Here is a 13,603-nt window from a genome sequence, read left to right as displayed (position 1 = left end):
CGGTAATCGTTGGTAGTTAAAAGCTTTAACGAGCTGCCATCTAAATTGGCCATGTATATCTCTACTTGGCCAACATTATGGCGCTCAAAGATGATGCGGCTCGGGTTTTTTATATTTGTAAATTAAAGGCTGTTTTTTGCAACATATAGCCAAGCTTGGTTGTTACATTGGAATGTTTCTGCAATTCGCTGATAATCATCTACTTCGTAAGTATCTGCCTGAGCAAGCTCTTGTTCGGTGATTAAATAAATAGTGCCATTAACAATATCAGTTTGTTTGCCTGTTTTGATTAAAGCCGGGTGAAAGCGTTGACCACTACTTTTAAGTACGGCTTCGTCGGTGATCTCGACTTCACCAATGACATACCCAGTTAGCGTAGCAGGTTGACCTTCGAGCAAACGCCCGAAGGTATCAAGCTGAACCTGCGGGTACTGTAAAGTACCGTAAGAGAATAGCTTTTCCATGTTAGTCCAGCAGTGGGAAGTTGGTAGCAATAGTTGACCCAGTGCTTTTAGCGACCCAACCTTCGGTATTATTGAATAAGCGAATTGCTGTGAATTCAGGGTCGTTGCCCATATCAAACCAATGTGGTGTGAGTTCTGGTACTGAAATTAGGTCGCCCTGTTGGCACAGCACTTGATACACTTTATCGCCTAAGTGTAAACAAAATAAACCTTGGCCTTTCACAAAAAAACGAACTTCATCTTCGCTATGTGTATGTTCAAATAAGAACTTGCTGCGTAATTCGCTTGCATTTGGATTACCTTTAGCAAGCGAAATAACGTCCACTGTTTGATAGCCCCCTTCAGCTTTTAAGCGCTCTATATCTTTAGCATAAGCTGTTAAAATTGCGTCATGACTGGTCTCTTGGTCAATCTGTGCTGTTGCTTGCCATTGCTCAAAGCGAACGCCAACTGTTTTTAGTTCATTGGCAATCGCGTTTAAGTCTTCACTGTGAAACAGTATGTCGTTTGCGTTGTTATCGTTATAAATAGTTAATTGGCTCATGCTAAAAGCTCCGCACTAAATGCTGTGAAATCGTTAATGTATGGGTGAGCGTCGCTTACTGCTTGGCCATCGCGAACAAGGTGCAAAGTACCAAGACCAGCAGCTTTGGCAGCATCAAGCTCTGCCACCACATCGCTTAAAAACAATACTTCGGCAGCGTCAAATGGCAGCTCGGCGATAATATTCTCATAAGAGCTTTGCTGTTGTTTTGCACCGACTTTGGTGTCGAAGTAATCACTAAATAAAGGTCTAACATCACCGTAGTCAGAAAATTCAAAAATCAGGTGTTGGGCTTTTACTGAGCCTGATGAGTAGACATATAAACTTTTACCAGCTTGTTTTTGGAGTTGTAAAAAGTCATAAGCATCTGGGTAAAGGTGGCCAGTAAAATCACCATTTTCGTAGCCTGTTTGCCAAATTAACCCTTGTAACTGCTTAAGTGGGGTAATTTTTTGATCCGTTTCAATCCAATGAATTAAATGGCTAATAACCGTGTCGATATCGGCTTCTGGTTGCTCTATATGTGCCTTAACAGCCTCAATTTGGGCTGCTACTTCTGGGTCACTTTGATGTGACTTTACAAACTCAGGTAATTGCCCTGCCGCGTAAGGAAATAATACGTCTTTAACAAAAGAAATGCGGGTAATTGTGCCTTCAATATCGGTTAAAATTGCTTTGATCATGGCTGAACTCCAGCTTGAATACCTTCTAGTTTTAGGCGCTCAAGCTCACAGCTAAATAGGAACTCTAATCCTTCTAAATGGCGAAGTACTTCTTTGATATCTCGGCCAACGACATATAAACCATGGCCACGAATTAATACGGCATGCTCAATAGGGGTGTGAAGGTGATGATCACTGACCAGTAAGGTTAAGCGGTCAATGTCTTGGTCATTATCAAAAATTGGAATACTTAGCGTATCTAAATGCGATTTAACACCACTTAAAGATTTTTGCATTTCGTAGCCATGTAAATTGATAGCGTGGCCTTTGATCACTCGCGATAACACGGTTGCTGCAACAGAATGGGTATGCAAAACAAATTTAGCTGATGGGATCAGCTTATACATATTCAAATGTAGCTCAGTTTCAGCTGATGGATTGCCAGAGCCTTTAGTACGATTGCCTTCATGATCAAATTCAATAAATGCATGAGTGCCGAGTTGACCTTTATCGAAGCCACTTGCTGTGACGACATAACCGCTTGCAGTGCGGGCTGAAAAGTTACCACCAGTAGCAGGGACCCAGCCACGTTGGCTTACCCATTTACCAGCTTCAATTAGTTCTGAAATAGCGGTATTGTTATGCATATATTCCTCGACATTCTAAAAGTTATTTAGACGGCTATACATCTGTTTTAAGCAATGATAGCATCGCTTCGGGCGCAAAACCATCTTTAAGGAACCTCTGTGTTTGAAAGTAAATTGCCGAATTTAGGCACCAGTATTTTTAGTCAAATGACCGCTCTAGCAAATAAGCACCAAGCGCTTAATTTATCTCAGGGTTTTCCTGAATTTGATGCACCAGAATTACTAAAAAAACAGCTCAATCATTATGTACTTGAGGGGGTAAATCAATATGCGCCTTCAAGTGGGGTTACAAAGCTACAACAGCAAATAGCGGCTTTGATTGCTAGAAAATACCATAACAACATAAATTACGAGCAACAAGTTACCGTCACCTCAGGGGCAACAGAGGCATTATTCGTAGCAATTCAAGCGCTTGTTAAAGAGGGTGATGAAGTTGTGGTATTTGACCCCGCGTATGACTCGTATCAACCGGCAATTGAGCTTGCTGGCGGTCGCTCAGTTCATGTTGCTTTGCATGCGCCAGACTACAAAATCGATTGGCAAGCTGTAGCTGATGTTATAACAGACAAAACACGTGTCATCATCAACACGCCACATAACCCAAGCGGTAAAATCTTTAAAACAGAAGATATTAATGCCCTTAAAGCGCTTGTTACTAAGCATGATTTATATGTAATTAGCGATGAAGTGTATGAGCACATTACCTTTGATGGCGCTTTGCATTTAAGTGCGCTGACCGACCCTGAGTTATTTGCACGCAGTTTTGTGATCTCAAGCTTTGGCAAAACTTTTCATAGCACCGGCTGGAAGATGGGTTATTGTGCTGCACCCGCTCAGCTCATGGTGGAGTTTCGTAAAATTCACCAATATGTGACTTTTTCAAGCTTTACGCCTGCCCAGCATGCACTAGCCGATATGCTCGAGTTAGAGCCAGAACATGTTGATGAACTTAGTGGTTTTTATCAACAAAAACGCGACTTGCTCAGCGAAGCATTAGCACAAAGCCGCTTTAAAATATTACCAAGTGAAGGCACCTACTTTTTATTACTCGATTACAGTGATGTGTCTGATCTTGATGATGTTGAGTTTTGCCAATGGTTGGTTGAGCAAGCGGGTGTTGCAGCTGTACCACTCAGTGTGTTTTATAACAGTGCAAGCTGCGACAAAGTGATTCGTTTATGTTTTGCTAAAAATGATGACACATTAAAATGTGCCGCGGAGATTTTATGCCAACTTTAACCTTAGCTTTAGTGCAGTCATCACTGCATTGGCTTGATAAAAGCGCCAACCTTGCGCACTTTACAGAGCAGCTTAACAGTTTAAACGAGCAAGTTGATATAATTGTCTTGCCAGAAACATTTGCCACCGGTTTTGCGATTAATCTAGATTGCAGCGAACCAGAACAAGGCGAGGTACTTAGCTGGTTAGAAGCCACAGCTAAGCAAAAAAATGCTGTGGTTGCAGGCTCTGTTTTAGTTGCAAAAGGCGACAAAAAGGCTAATCGCTTTTATTGGGTTTGGCCAAATGGTGAAGTGAAGTATTACGACAAACGCCATTTATTCTGTTTAGGTAACGAAGGCAATTTCGTTGCAGCAGGCGAGCAGCGCGAGATATTCGCTATCAATGATTTTCGCATTTTGCCGCAAGTGTGTTACGACTTACGCTTTCCTGTGTTTCAGCGTAATTGCAACGACTACGATGTGATGATCAACGTAGCTAATTGGCCAGCAGCTCGTCGCCATGTCTGGGATACTCTTCTAAAAGCACGCGCGATGGAAAACCTGTGTTATGTCGTGGGTGTGAATCGCATTGGTGCTGATGGTAATGATGTTGCCCACAGTGGTGGTACTGCCGTTTATGATTTTAAAGGCGACACCTTGGCGAAGCTTGAAGATGACCAATCGGGTATCATTATTCAGCGCTTAGAAAAATCACCGCTTGATGACTTTCGAAGAGCGTTTCCTGCTCACTTAGATGCTGATCAATTTCAGTTACTGTAATTGCTCGAAGCCGCATACTCAAAAATTTGTTAAACTCATGGTTGGATTATTTACTTTAAGCAATCATGAGTCGCAAAATCACCCCCGTTATTCTTGCTGGTGGCATAGGTTCTCGTTTATGGCCTTTGTCGCGTAAAGCGATGCCTAAGCAGTTTTTATCTTTACTTAGCGAAAAATCACTCTTACAGAACACGTTGTTACGAGTGGCTGACTCACGATTTAATGCGCCAATTTTAGTGTGTAATGAAGAGCATCGTTTTATTGCTAAAACGCAAATTGCAGAAATCACAGATAACTATACTTTATTGCTTGAGCCTGAAGGTAAAAATACCGCGCCAGCGATTGCCTTGGCCGCTGAATTTGCATTGCAAAATGGTCTAACCGACCCCTTACTAGTCATGCCTGCTGATCACCACATAAGTGATTTTGATAAGCTTATTGCCTGCTTAGATAATGCGATAGCGCTTTGTCAGCAACAACAATTAGTAACCTTTGCCATTACTCCCACTGAGCCACATACCGGTTATGGTTATATTCGCCAAGGCGAGCAGTTAGCTCATGAAGGTTGTTTTAAGGCGGCTGAGTTCAAAGAAAAACCAGCCCTGCAATTAGCCGAAAAATACCTTGCCAGTGGTGAGTATGGCTGGAATAGCGGCATGTTCTTATTTTTGCCGGATGTGTATTTAAGTGAGCTTAATCGTTTTGCCCCAAAGATTGCTGACAGTATCGCAAAGGCGGCTAGCTTCACCGCAGATTTAGGTTTTCAAAGACCCGTTGCGGATGCGCTCACAGCATGCCCAAGTGATTCTATTGATTATGCTATTTTGGAGCGTAGCGCTAACGTTGCTGTTATTCCTGTTGATTTAAATTGGAGCGATGTTGGCAGCTTTTCAGCATTGTCGAAAATCGCAGAAAAAGACCAGCATGGCAATTATTTAGCTTCACAAGGGGTGAGTTTAGATAGTGAAAATAATCTACTTATAAGCGAAGCTGACCACACTATTGCAGCGCTCGGCGTGAGTAATCAGGCAATTATACATACTCATGATGCCACCTTAGTGGCAGACAAAAGTGCGCTCGATAAGCTCCCAGATTTAATTAAACAGCTTGCTGTTATTGATAGCGATAAACTAACCCACCATCAAGCCGTATTTAGACCTTGGGGCAACTATCGAACTTTAATTGAAAGTACAGGCTTTAAAGTAAAGAAAATAATCGTAAACAGCGGTGCAAAACTCTCAACTCAACGCCATCAGCACCGTGCAGAGCATTGGGTCGTCGTATCTGGCGTGGCAAGCGTGCGAGTTGGCGATGATGAATTTGAATTAACAGCTGATCAATCTTGTTATATTGCGGCTAAGCAATTGCACAGTCTTGCTAATCAACAAACTACACCTCTGATCGTTATCGAAGTACAAACCGGAGCGATACTTGATGAAACTGACATCGAGCGATTTGATGATAGGTATGGGAGGGAGTAGACATAGCTATCAGCTGTCAGACGTCAGATTAGATTGGTGGGGTTGTTTAGTGCGGTGTCTCACTCAACTTTGCCCTGTTCATTCTTCGGGTAGGTTGGTTTGAGCGTAGCGAAACCCAACACAATCCATGTAAACCTTTTCTTTGGTAAATCCAAACCACCATAAAGCACTCCAAAGATTACGCCTGATCTAGAGCCTTTACCCTCGCTAACTTTCCTATGAACTAATTCACGCATCTAATACTCTTAAAAATAAAACGAGGCGCTTGGGTGTTAAAAGGGAATTACAAAGCATGGATCATCTCGATTGCGCTACATGCTGTGCTTTTATTGCTATTTGCTCGATATGGAAAGCTTGTGAAACTCCCCGCAGTCGCTGAACCGCCAAAAGTAATCAACGCGTATGTGAGTGTTGATTTAACTTCATTACCTAGCTTGCAAAAAATCCAAGAAAAACCTTCACCTGAGCAAACAGAAGGAATGCCTGATGAGGTTAATTCTTTGCCGAAAAAAGAAGAAACTTCGCATAATAGCTCTCAGCAGATAAGTGATACTAAAGTAATTAATCCCACAATAAATGGGACGAAAAAAGTTATCACTGAGATAGTAAAGCCTATTCAGACAGCTGAGAATTTAAAAATAGCCGAAGAGCCTTTTAAAAAGCTCAACCCTTATGCGCCAATCCCACAGCTTAATTTTGAAAATGGTTCTGCTAATGCGTCTTTATTTGGGCAGGATGAAGCCGCTAATGATAAATCGCCTACAGGTAGGGTTACAGTGCCTGCACAATTAACCGTCTCTGATAAAGCAACTGTCGTTTGGCAAAATGGCGATGGCAGCAAGCGTATCGAGGTGCTAAATGGCATGTGTTACGGCATAGATTTTAATTCGGTGTTTGGTAAATCTGGAGTGCCAAGTGGATCGCCCAGACCCTGTGAAGATAAAGAAGCAAAACTATTTAAAGAAATAATGAATAAGTGGAGTAAAAAGTAATAACAAAACACTTTACCTCAACTTAACTTGAGCTTTTAAAGTAGCGTTTTTTGTAATGGATATCGCTATGAACTCACTAGAAAACTATTTATTAAGCCTACAAATCAATTGCTATCACACATCAGTGATACAGGTTTCTCAAGTACAAATGCGTATTTGGCAGTCATTACAAAATAGTTCTAGTTATGCAAATAGCGTAATCGAAGAATTTGAATTAAGCGGACAACCTCTTAGTTATCAACATGCCGCCCTATTTACGCTGGTTTTACAGCAGCTCGGTTATAAAATAAAGCCAACAGAAGAAAATACTTTGTCGGTAAGGCATAACCATTTGTTACATGACATTCGTCTTGTCGAGCAGTTAAACTCTAATGAGGCTTAAGTCATGCTTTACCGTATAAAAAGGCACTTAGCCGAAACTAAGTGCCTTGGCTTAACGAAGTTACCAAATCATTTCTACAAATTCTGGGTGATCCACAAATGGGTTGCGGTTACCTTGATGTTCATAAGCAGCTTGGTTACGGTCAAGCTCTAATTGGCTCACTGGATCCTCGTTATGCCACTTTAATAACATAGTAACGACCCAGCTCTCAAAGACCTGATCAGATGAACCATTCAGTACTGCGTTACTGTAAGTTGTGTTGTTTTGCCATGAGCCAATCACGTTTTCATAGCGTGTTGCCATATAGAAATAGGCTCTTGCAAAGTCACCTTTAAATTCATCAATAGGTTCAAAAACCGTTCCTGAGTAATTTAATGAGCTAGCAGCGCTGCCTAATTTGCTGCCGTTACTAGAGGTATAGCTTGCACTAGCTACTTCACCAAATGGGTAGTTACTGCGTTTTGAATTGACATAACCATCAGTGGCAAAAATGTGATGTACGTCTGAATTCATTGGCTCAACTGTTCCACCAAACCAACTTTTTGGGAAAGAATGCTCACGGTTGTAGCAATCTGCTTCGCTGTTGTATGTACCACATTGGTCGCTCACAGCAACATAGTTGTAGCTGTCTTGGCCTGCAGGGTTTTCTGAATAACGGTCTAAAATAGAGTTGTCGTTTTCAAAATACTTATCGCGTGAAGCAACATCATAAAAACTCCAAATAGCTGAATAGCCCTGCGAGTTGTGACCTTTGATAATGTTGTATAGTTCTGTTTTCAGTGCATAACCACTAAGGCCTTGGGTTGTTACATAGTACCCCGTTGGCTCTGTTGGGGTTGTACCACCGCCGTTACCGCCACCTGAGCTATCACCTAAACTAAACGACGTAGCGTCTGAGCTTTGGAAGCTTGCACCACTGGCAAGTACTGTTTGACCGAATGAAAGGCTATAGCTACCGTTACCGTAAGAGCAGCATATGCCATCACCATAGCTATCAAAAATAGTAAAGGTATAGTCACCATCAGTTAAACATGCTTGCTCACTGTATTGAGTATTTGCTGCATAGCTGCCGCCTGATGCTACTGCACTACCTTGGCTATTGGTGATTTGCCAACTGGTTTCTTCCCCATAATTATCGGTAGTGAGGGTCAAAGATACTTGGTTATCGGCGCAGCTGCCCGTAGGTGGTGGGGTTGAGCCTGTGTTTGGTGCAAAGTTATCTACATAAACGACTTCGCTGCCATCAAAACCAGTTACATCGTAAAAGCGCAGGCCAACATTAATTGATGTGGTCGCAGAGGCTGTGTACTGATAACTGATTTGTTGCCATTGATTCGTTAATGCTGAGTTAGAATAGCCTTGATAGCCATCAACTACTAAGCGAGCTTTTACGCCACCTTCTGTATGGTAAACCCAAGCAGAAAACTCATAACTTTCACCCGCCACTACCTCTACTAATTGTTGTAAATCGGTATTACTTTGGGTGCCAGTATTAACCACGACTTGTGCTGAGTAATTACCTGAGTAAACCACATTAGTATTAGCGCTAAGACTAATACCGCTATCAATAGTGCTCCAGCTTGCAGGGGTATTTGCTGACCAGCTTTCGAAGTCGGCGTTACTAACATTTGCCAATGCTGAACTTGCTAAACAAAGTAAGCTACTGGCTAGCATATATTTTTTACATGTCCCGTGTGACATTGTATTTTCCTTTTTATATTTTAATAGTTTTTGCTGTTCTCAAAATGAACACAGCGAGTATAGGCTAATTGGCTTATGTTGCAATAATGTTAATTAATAAAAGTTTCTTATTTGGGAATTTTTGCTTTTAATATGTTTTTTTTGGATAAATACTAAATTAATAACTAAATGGAATATCAAAGCAGATTCTATTCTTTTTTAATCGCCTCAGACCTCGTTATTCTTCACGCTCAGATAAACCTTTAAAGCATTTCTATTGAGTCTTTAAAGTCGAAAAAATTGTTCGCGAAATGACAGTAGCAAGTTCGTTTCGCAGTTAACTTTTCAGGGTTACGAGGAATAAATTCATGTTGTTAAGTCAACTAAATGCAGCGGCGAGCCCGCTATCGCAAGAGCAAGTACAAAAGCTGCAAGGCTTAGTGGCTGAACTTAATCCAATTCAGCAAGCGTGGGTAAGTGGTTACTTAGCTGCTAATGCCAACGCAGGTGCATTAACCGGTGGTGTTGCTGCCACTCCAGCTGCAGGTGATGCACCGCCGCTAACTATTTTATACGGCTCGCAAACGGGTAACGCAAAAGGCGTGGCGAGCAAGTTAAAAGAGCAAGCAGAGTCGCGCGGTCTAACTGTTAAGCTAGTAAACATGGCTGACTACAAACCAACTGCCCTGAAAAAAGAAAAATTCATCACGGTTGTTGTTTCAACTTACGGTGAGGGCGAGCCACCAGAAGACGCTGAAAGCCTGCATGAGTTTTTAACAACTAAAAAAGCACCAAAACTAGATGGTGTTAAAGTGGCTGTGATCGGCTTAGGTGATTCAAGCTACGAGTTCTTCTGCCAAACAGCAAAAGGTTTTGAAGAACGTTTTAACAAGCTTGGCGCAGAAACTATTTTCCAGCGTGCTGACTTAGACGTTGATTACGATGATGAAGCAGCTAAGTGGATTGATGGTGCACTTGATGCGTTTGAACCTGATCTTAAAGCGCAGCAGCAAGCAAGTGGTGGTCAAGTTGTGGCGATGCCATTTGGTGCAGCGGCACCAGTAGCAAGCCAATACACCAAGCAAAACCCATTTGCTGCAGAGCTAAGTGTTGTGCAAAAAATTACGGGCCGTGATTCAACCAAAGACGTGCGTCATGTAGAAATCTCATTAGAAGGTTCAGACATCACCTATACACCGGGTGATTCGCTAGGCGTTTACTTCTTAAATGACGAAGCGCTTGTTGATGAAGTACTTACGCTTACACAAATCGATGCATCTAGCACGGTTAAGCTCGGCGACGAAGAGCTAACTATTCGTGATGCATTAATCGAAAAATTAGAATTAACTCAGTCATATCCAGGCTTTGTTGAAAAATATGCAACAGCAACTGGCAACCCTGAATTATTAAAGTTAGTTGAAGATAAAGCGGCAATGCGTGATTACATCGAACCTCGCCAAATCTTCGATATTATTCGTCAAAACCCAGCTCAGCTTGAAGCACAAACCTTAGTAGACTGCTTACGTAAACTACAAGCACGTTTATATTCGATCGCATCTAGCCAAGCAGAAGTTGAAGAAGAAGTTCACTTAACTGTGGGTCTGGTTGAGTTTGATGCATTCGGTAGCGAGCATTTAGGTGGTTGTTCTGGCTATTTAGCACGTCGTGCTGAAGAAGGCTGTAAAGTAAAAGTATTCAGCGAGCATAACGATAACTTCCGTTTACCGGCTAATGATGAAACGCCAATTATCATGGTAGGTCCGGGTACGGGGATTGCCCCATTCCGTGCGTTTTTACAAGAGCGTGATGCCCGTGAAGCAAGCGGTAAAAACTGGTTATTCTTTGGTAACCCACACTTTACTCAAGACTTCTTATACCAAGTAGAAATTCAAGGTTACTTGAAGTCAGGTTTACTGACTAAAGTTGATGTGGCGTTTAGCCGTGATCAAGCAGAAAAAGTATATGTTCAAGACAAACTTCGCAAAAACAGCCAAGAAGTATTTGCTTGGTTAGAAGCGGGTGCTCATTTCTATATTTGTGGTGATGCAAACCGCATGGCGAAAGATGTTCATCAGGCGCTTGTAGACATTATCAAAGAAAATAGCGGCAAAGATGATGAACAAGCTGAGCAATATTTAAAAGATTTACGTAGCGCAAACCGCTATCAGAAAGACGTGTACTAATCACGTTTAAAGCTAACAGCCGTCACTGTAACAAATTTAGGAAATACCATGAGCGAACAAGACAAAAACGTAAAGCTTTCTGATAACGAGCGTTTGAAAAGAGAAAGTAACTTTTTACGTGGCACAATTGAGCAAGATTTAAAAGACGAGATCACCGGTGGTTTCACTGCTGATAACTTCCAACTGATCCGTTTCCACGGCATGTACCAGCAAGATGACCGTGATATTCGCCCTGAGCGCGCTAAACAAAAATTAGAGCCGTTACATAATGTAATGTTACGTGCTCGTATGCCTGGCGGTATCATCAAGCCAGAGCAATGGTTAGCGATTGATAAGTTTGCTGAAGAGAAAACCAGCTATGGCAGTATTCGTTTAACCACGCGTCAAACGTTCCAGTTCCATGGTGTGCTTAAGCCAAATATTAAAGGCATGCATCAAATGCTCAATAGCGTGGGCATTGACTCAATTGCAACGGCGGGCGATGTAAACCGAAACGTATTATGTACAACGAACCCAGTTGAATCTGAGCTTCACCAAGAAGCGTACGAGTGGGCAGCGAAGATCTCTGAGCACCTATTACCAAAAACTAAAGCATACGCTGAAATTTGGTTAGATGGTGAAAAGAGTGAAACCACAGAAGAGCCAATTTTAGGTTCAACTTACTTACCACGTAAGTTTAAAACCACAGTAACAATTCCACCGAACAATGAGGTGGATGTGCATGCGAACGACTTAAACTTTGTGGCAATTGCAGAAAACGGCAAGTTAGTTGGTTTTAACGTGTTAGTGGGTGGTGGTCTTGCGATGACTCACGGTGATACAGCAACGTATCCTCGTAAAGCGGATGACTTTGGTTTTATCCCACTTGAGCACACCTTAAAAATTGCTGAACACGTGGTGTCTGTACAACGTGATTGGGGTAACCGCTCAAACCGTAAAAATGCAAAAACTAAATACACACTTGACCGTGTAGGTTCTGATGTATTTAAAGCAGAAGTTGAAAAACGTGCCGGTGTTCAATTTGAGCAAAGCCGCCCGTATGAGTTCACTCACCGTGGTGACCGTATCGGTTGGGTTGAAGGTATTGATGGTAAGCACCACTTAACACTGTTTATCCAAAGTGGCCGTATTTTAGATTACCCAAATCAACCTCTTAAAACAGGCTGTCGTAAAATTGCTGAAATTCACAAAGGTGATTTCCGCATGACTGCAAACCAAAACTTGATCATCGCAGGTGTTCCAGCTGATCAAAAAGCGGTAATCGAAGAAATTGCTCGCAACCATGGCTTAATTGATGACAGCCATACAGAGCAGCGTAAAAACTCAATGGCGTGTGTGGCATTACCAACGTGTCCGTTAGCGATGGCTGAAGCAGAGCGTTATTTACCAAGCTTAATTGAGAAAACTGAAGCGCTATTAGCGAAGCATGGTATTGGCGATGACAACATCATTATGCGTGTTGTGGGTTGTCCGAATGGCTGTGGCCGCGCCATGTTGGCAGAAGCGGGTCTGGTTGGTAAAGGTCCGGGTAAATACAACGTGTACTTAGGTGGTAACCGTGAAGGCACGCGTATTCCAAAACTGTATTTAGAAAATGTTGGCGAAGACGTATACCTAGAGGCATTCGATAAGCTAATTGGCCAATGGGCAAATGAGCGAAATGAAGGCGAGTGTTTTGGTGATTTTGTAATTCGCAAAGGCATTGTTGCTGAAGTTAAAGTTTCAGTAACTGATTTTCACGCATAATTTTATAAGCGACACCGCTTTAAGGTTTGGAATTAACCATGAGTGAATTTAAAAACATCTTAACGATGAGCAAAGAAGACCAAACAGCCATGCTGGCTGATATAAATGGTCTTCTGGCTGATAAAAGCGCAGAAGAGCGTGTTGCATGGGCACTTGAAAACTTACCAAGCACACACTTTTTGTCGTCGAGCTTTGGTATTCAAGCGGCGGTGATGTTGCACTTAGTAACATCGCAGCAGCCAGATATTCCTGTGGTACTGACTGACACTGGTTATTTGTTCCCTGAGACTTATCAGTTCATCGAGCAAATGACGGAGCGACTATCGCTTAATCTTAAAGTTTATAAAGCTGAGCTTAGCCCTGCGTGGCAAGAAGCGAAGTTTGGTAAGCTTTGGGAGCAAGGTGAAGAAGGCATTAAGCAGTACAATCAACTGAATAAAGTTGAGCCAATGACTCGTGCCTTAAACGAGCTGGGTGCAGGCACCTGGTTTAGTGGTTTGCGCCGTGATCAATCATCAAGCCGTGCTGACAAGCAAATTGTTGAAATTAGCCGTGGTACTGTGAAAGTCTATCCACTTATTGAGTGGAACAACCGCGATATTTATCAGTATTTAACTAAGCATGATTTACCGTATCACCCACTTTGGGAACAAGGTTATGTGTCTATGGGTGATGTACACACAACCCGTAAACTTGAGCCTGGCATGACAGAAGAAGAGACGCGTTTCTTTGGTTTAAACCGTGAATGTGGCTTACATATTGACGGTGATGGTATCTAATCCTAAATTCCTATCAGAATTTTCTTAAAGCGCAGCTTAGCCT

General features: G+C 42.2%; 13 protein-coding genes. 8 read left to right on the top strand and 5 right to left on the bottom strand.

Annotation, left to right across the window (positions count from 1 at the left end):
* Positions 1 to 122: 122 nt before the first annotated feature.
* Genes ABMY41_RS02125 through ABMY41_RS02110 form a run of 4 tightly spaced genes read right to left on the bottom strand, consistent with a single transcriptional unit; the run spans position 123 to position 2,317 of the window.
* Entirely contained in the window at positions 123 to 464 is a 342-nt protein-coding gene (locus tag ABMY41_RS02125) for a gamma-glutamylcyclotransferase family protein (RefSeq protein WP_055020559.1), read from the bottom strand.
* A gap of 1 nt (position 465) precedes the next feature.
* On the bottom strand, positions 466 to 1,008 hold the full coding sequence (locus ABMY41_RS02120; RefSeq protein ID WP_289096889.1) for an acireductone dioxygenase: 543 nt from the start codon (positions 1,006 to 1,008) through the stop codon (positions 466 to 468).
* Positions 1,005 to 1,691 carry an acireductone synthase gene (gene mtnC, locus ABMY41_RS02115; protein ID WP_289096888.1) on the bottom strand — a complete coding sequence of 229 codons (687 nt, stop codon included), beginning with the start codon at positions 1,689 to 1,691 and terminating at the stop codon, positions 1,005 to 1,007. The genes ABMY41_RS02120 and mtnC overlap by 4 nt, the downstream gene beginning before the upstream one ends.
* Complete coding sequence (locus tag ABMY41_RS02110; protein ID WP_349274031.1) at positions 1,688 to 2,317, bottom strand: methylthioribulose 1-phosphate dehydratase; 630 nt, start codon at positions 2,315 to 2,317, stop codon at positions 1,688 to 1,690. Before ABMY41_RS02110 ends, mtnC begins: the two co-directional genes overlap by 4 nt.
* A 99-nt stretch (positions 2,318 to 2,416) precedes the next feature.
* On the opposite strand from ABMY41_RS02110, the gene ABMY41_RS02105 reads away from it, so the two are divergent.
* The 5 genes from ABMY41_RS02105 (at position 2,417) to ABMY41_RS02085 (ending at position 7,172) form a co-directional block, all read left to right on the top strand.
* Positions 2,417 to 3,556, top strand: a complete 1,140-nt coding sequence (locus ABMY41_RS02105; RefSeq protein ID WP_349274030.1) for a methionine aminotransferase — start codon at positions 2,417 to 2,419, stop codon at positions 3,554 to 3,556.
* On the top strand, positions 3,544 to 4,317 hold the full coding sequence (locus ABMY41_RS02100) for an amidohydrolase (protein WP_287245678.1): 774 nt from the start codon (positions 3,544 to 3,546) through the stop codon (positions 4,315 to 4,317). The genes ABMY41_RS02105 and ABMY41_RS02100 overlap by 13 nt, the downstream gene beginning before the upstream one ends.
* Positions 4,318 to 4,382: 65 nt before the next feature.
* A complete protein-coding gene (locus tag ABMY41_RS02095; RefSeq protein ID WP_349274028.1) occupies positions 4,383 to 5,798 on the top strand; it encodes a mannose-1-phosphate guanylyltransferase/mannose-6-phosphate isomerase in 1,416 nt (471 codons plus the stop codon).
* Positions 5,799 to 6,067: 269 nt separating this feature from the next.
* Positions 6,068 to 6,790 carry a hypothetical protein gene (locus ABMY41_RS02090; RefSeq protein WP_289096884.1) on the top strand — a complete coding sequence of 241 codons (723 nt, stop codon included), beginning with the start codon at positions 6,068 to 6,070 and terminating at the stop codon, positions 6,788 to 6,790.
* 67 nt (positions 6,791 to 6,857) lie between these two features.
* Positions 6,858 to 7,172: a hypothetical protein gene (locus tag ABMY41_RS02085; RefSeq protein ID WP_252950650.1), complete on the top strand. Its 315-nt coding sequence runs from the start codon at positions 6,858 to 6,860 to the stop codon at positions 7,170 to 7,172.
* A gap of 60 nt (positions 7,173 to 7,232) precedes the next feature.
* Here ABMY41_RS02085 and ABMY41_RS02080 read toward each other — a convergent pair whose 3' ends face one another.
* Positions 7,233 to 8,873, bottom strand: coding sequence for an endonuclease (locus ABMY41_RS02080; RefSeq protein WP_349274026.1), 1,641 nt, complete (start codon positions 8,871 to 8,873; stop codon positions 7,233 to 7,235).
* Between the two features lie 347 nt (positions 8,874 to 9,220).
* On the opposite strand from ABMY41_RS02080, the gene ABMY41_RS02075 reads away from it, so the two are divergent.
* The 3 genes from ABMY41_RS02075 to ABMY41_RS02065 are packed head-to-tail and all read left to right on the top strand — an operon-like array spanning position 9,221 to position 13,560.
* Positions 9,221 to 11,035, top strand: a complete 1,815-nt coding sequence (locus ABMY41_RS02075; RefSeq protein ID WP_349274024.1) for an assimilatory sulfite reductase (NADPH) flavoprotein subunit — start codon at positions 9,221 to 9,223, stop codon at positions 11,033 to 11,035.
* A gap of 48 nt (positions 11,036 to 11,083) precedes the next feature.
* Positions 11,084 to 12,781, top strand: coding sequence for an assimilatory sulfite reductase (NADPH) hemoprotein subunit (cysI, locus tag ABMY41_RS02070; RefSeq protein WP_289096882.1), 1,698 nt, complete (start codon positions 11,084 to 11,086; stop codon positions 12,779 to 12,781).
* Positions 12,782 to 12,819: 38 nt separating this feature from the next.
* A complete protein-coding gene (locus tag ABMY41_RS02065) occupies positions 12,820 to 13,560 on the top strand; it encodes a phosphoadenylyl-sulfate reductase (RefSeq protein ID WP_062566680.1) in 741 nt (246 codons plus the stop codon).
* Positions 13,561 to 13,603: the final 43 nt, after the last annotated feature.

The sequence above is a fragment of the Pseudoalteromonas sp. BZA4 genome (assembly GCF_040104395.1).
GTDB lineage: Bacteria > Pseudomonadota > Gammaproteobacteria > Enterobacterales > Alteromonadaceae > Pseudoalteromonas.
Note: the sequence above shows the minus strand (reverse complement) of the source record. Positions and strands in the feature narration are given on the sequence as shown.

What these genes read in the sequence shown, in the direction of transcription:
- ABMY41_RS02065 (WP_062566680.1), top strand. Translation starts at nt 12,820, where the DNA reads ATGAGTGAATTTAAAAACATCTTAACGATGAGCAAAGAAGACCAAACA.
- ABMY41_RS02110 (WP_349274031.1), bottom strand. Translation starts at nt 2,317, where the DNA reads ATGCATAACAATACCGCTATTTCAGAACTAATTGAAGCTGGTAAATGG.
- ABMY41_RS02075 (WP_349274024.1), top strand. Translation starts at nt 9,221, where the DNA reads ATGTTGTTAAGTCAACTAAATGCAGCGGCGAGCCCGCTATCGCAAGAG.
- ABMY41_RS02125 (WP_055020559.1), bottom strand. Translation starts at nt 464, where the DNA reads ATGGAAAAGCTATTCTCTTACGGTACTTTACAGTACCCGCAGGTTCAG.
- mtnC (WP_289096888.1), bottom strand. Translation starts at nt 1,691, where the DNA reads ATGATCAAAGCAATTTTAACCGATATTGAAGGCACAATTACCCGCATT.
- ABMY41_RS02080 (WP_349274026.1), bottom strand. Translation starts at nt 8,873, where the DNA reads ATGTCACACGGGACATGTAAAAAATATATGCTAGCCAGTAGCTTACTT.
- ABMY41_RS02095 (WP_349274028.1), top strand. Translation starts at nt 4,383, where the DNA reads ATGAGTCGCAAAATCACCCCCGTTATTCTTGCTGGTGGCATAGGTTCT.
- ABMY41_RS02120 (WP_289096889.1), bottom strand. Translation starts at nt 1,008, where the DNA reads ATGAGCCAATTAACTATTTATAACGATAACAACGCAAACGACATACTG.
- ABMY41_RS02085 (WP_252950650.1), top strand. Translation starts at nt 6,858, where the DNA reads ATGAACTCACTAGAAAACTATTTATTAAGCCTACAAATCAATTGCTAT.
- ABMY41_RS02100 (WP_287245678.1), top strand. Translation starts at nt 3,544, where the DNA reads ATGCCAACTTTAACCTTAGCTTTAGTGCAGTCATCACTGCATTGGCTT.
- cysI (WP_289096882.1), top strand. Translation starts at nt 11,084, where the DNA reads ATGAGCGAACAAGACAAAAACGTAAAGCTTTCTGATAACGAGCGTTTG.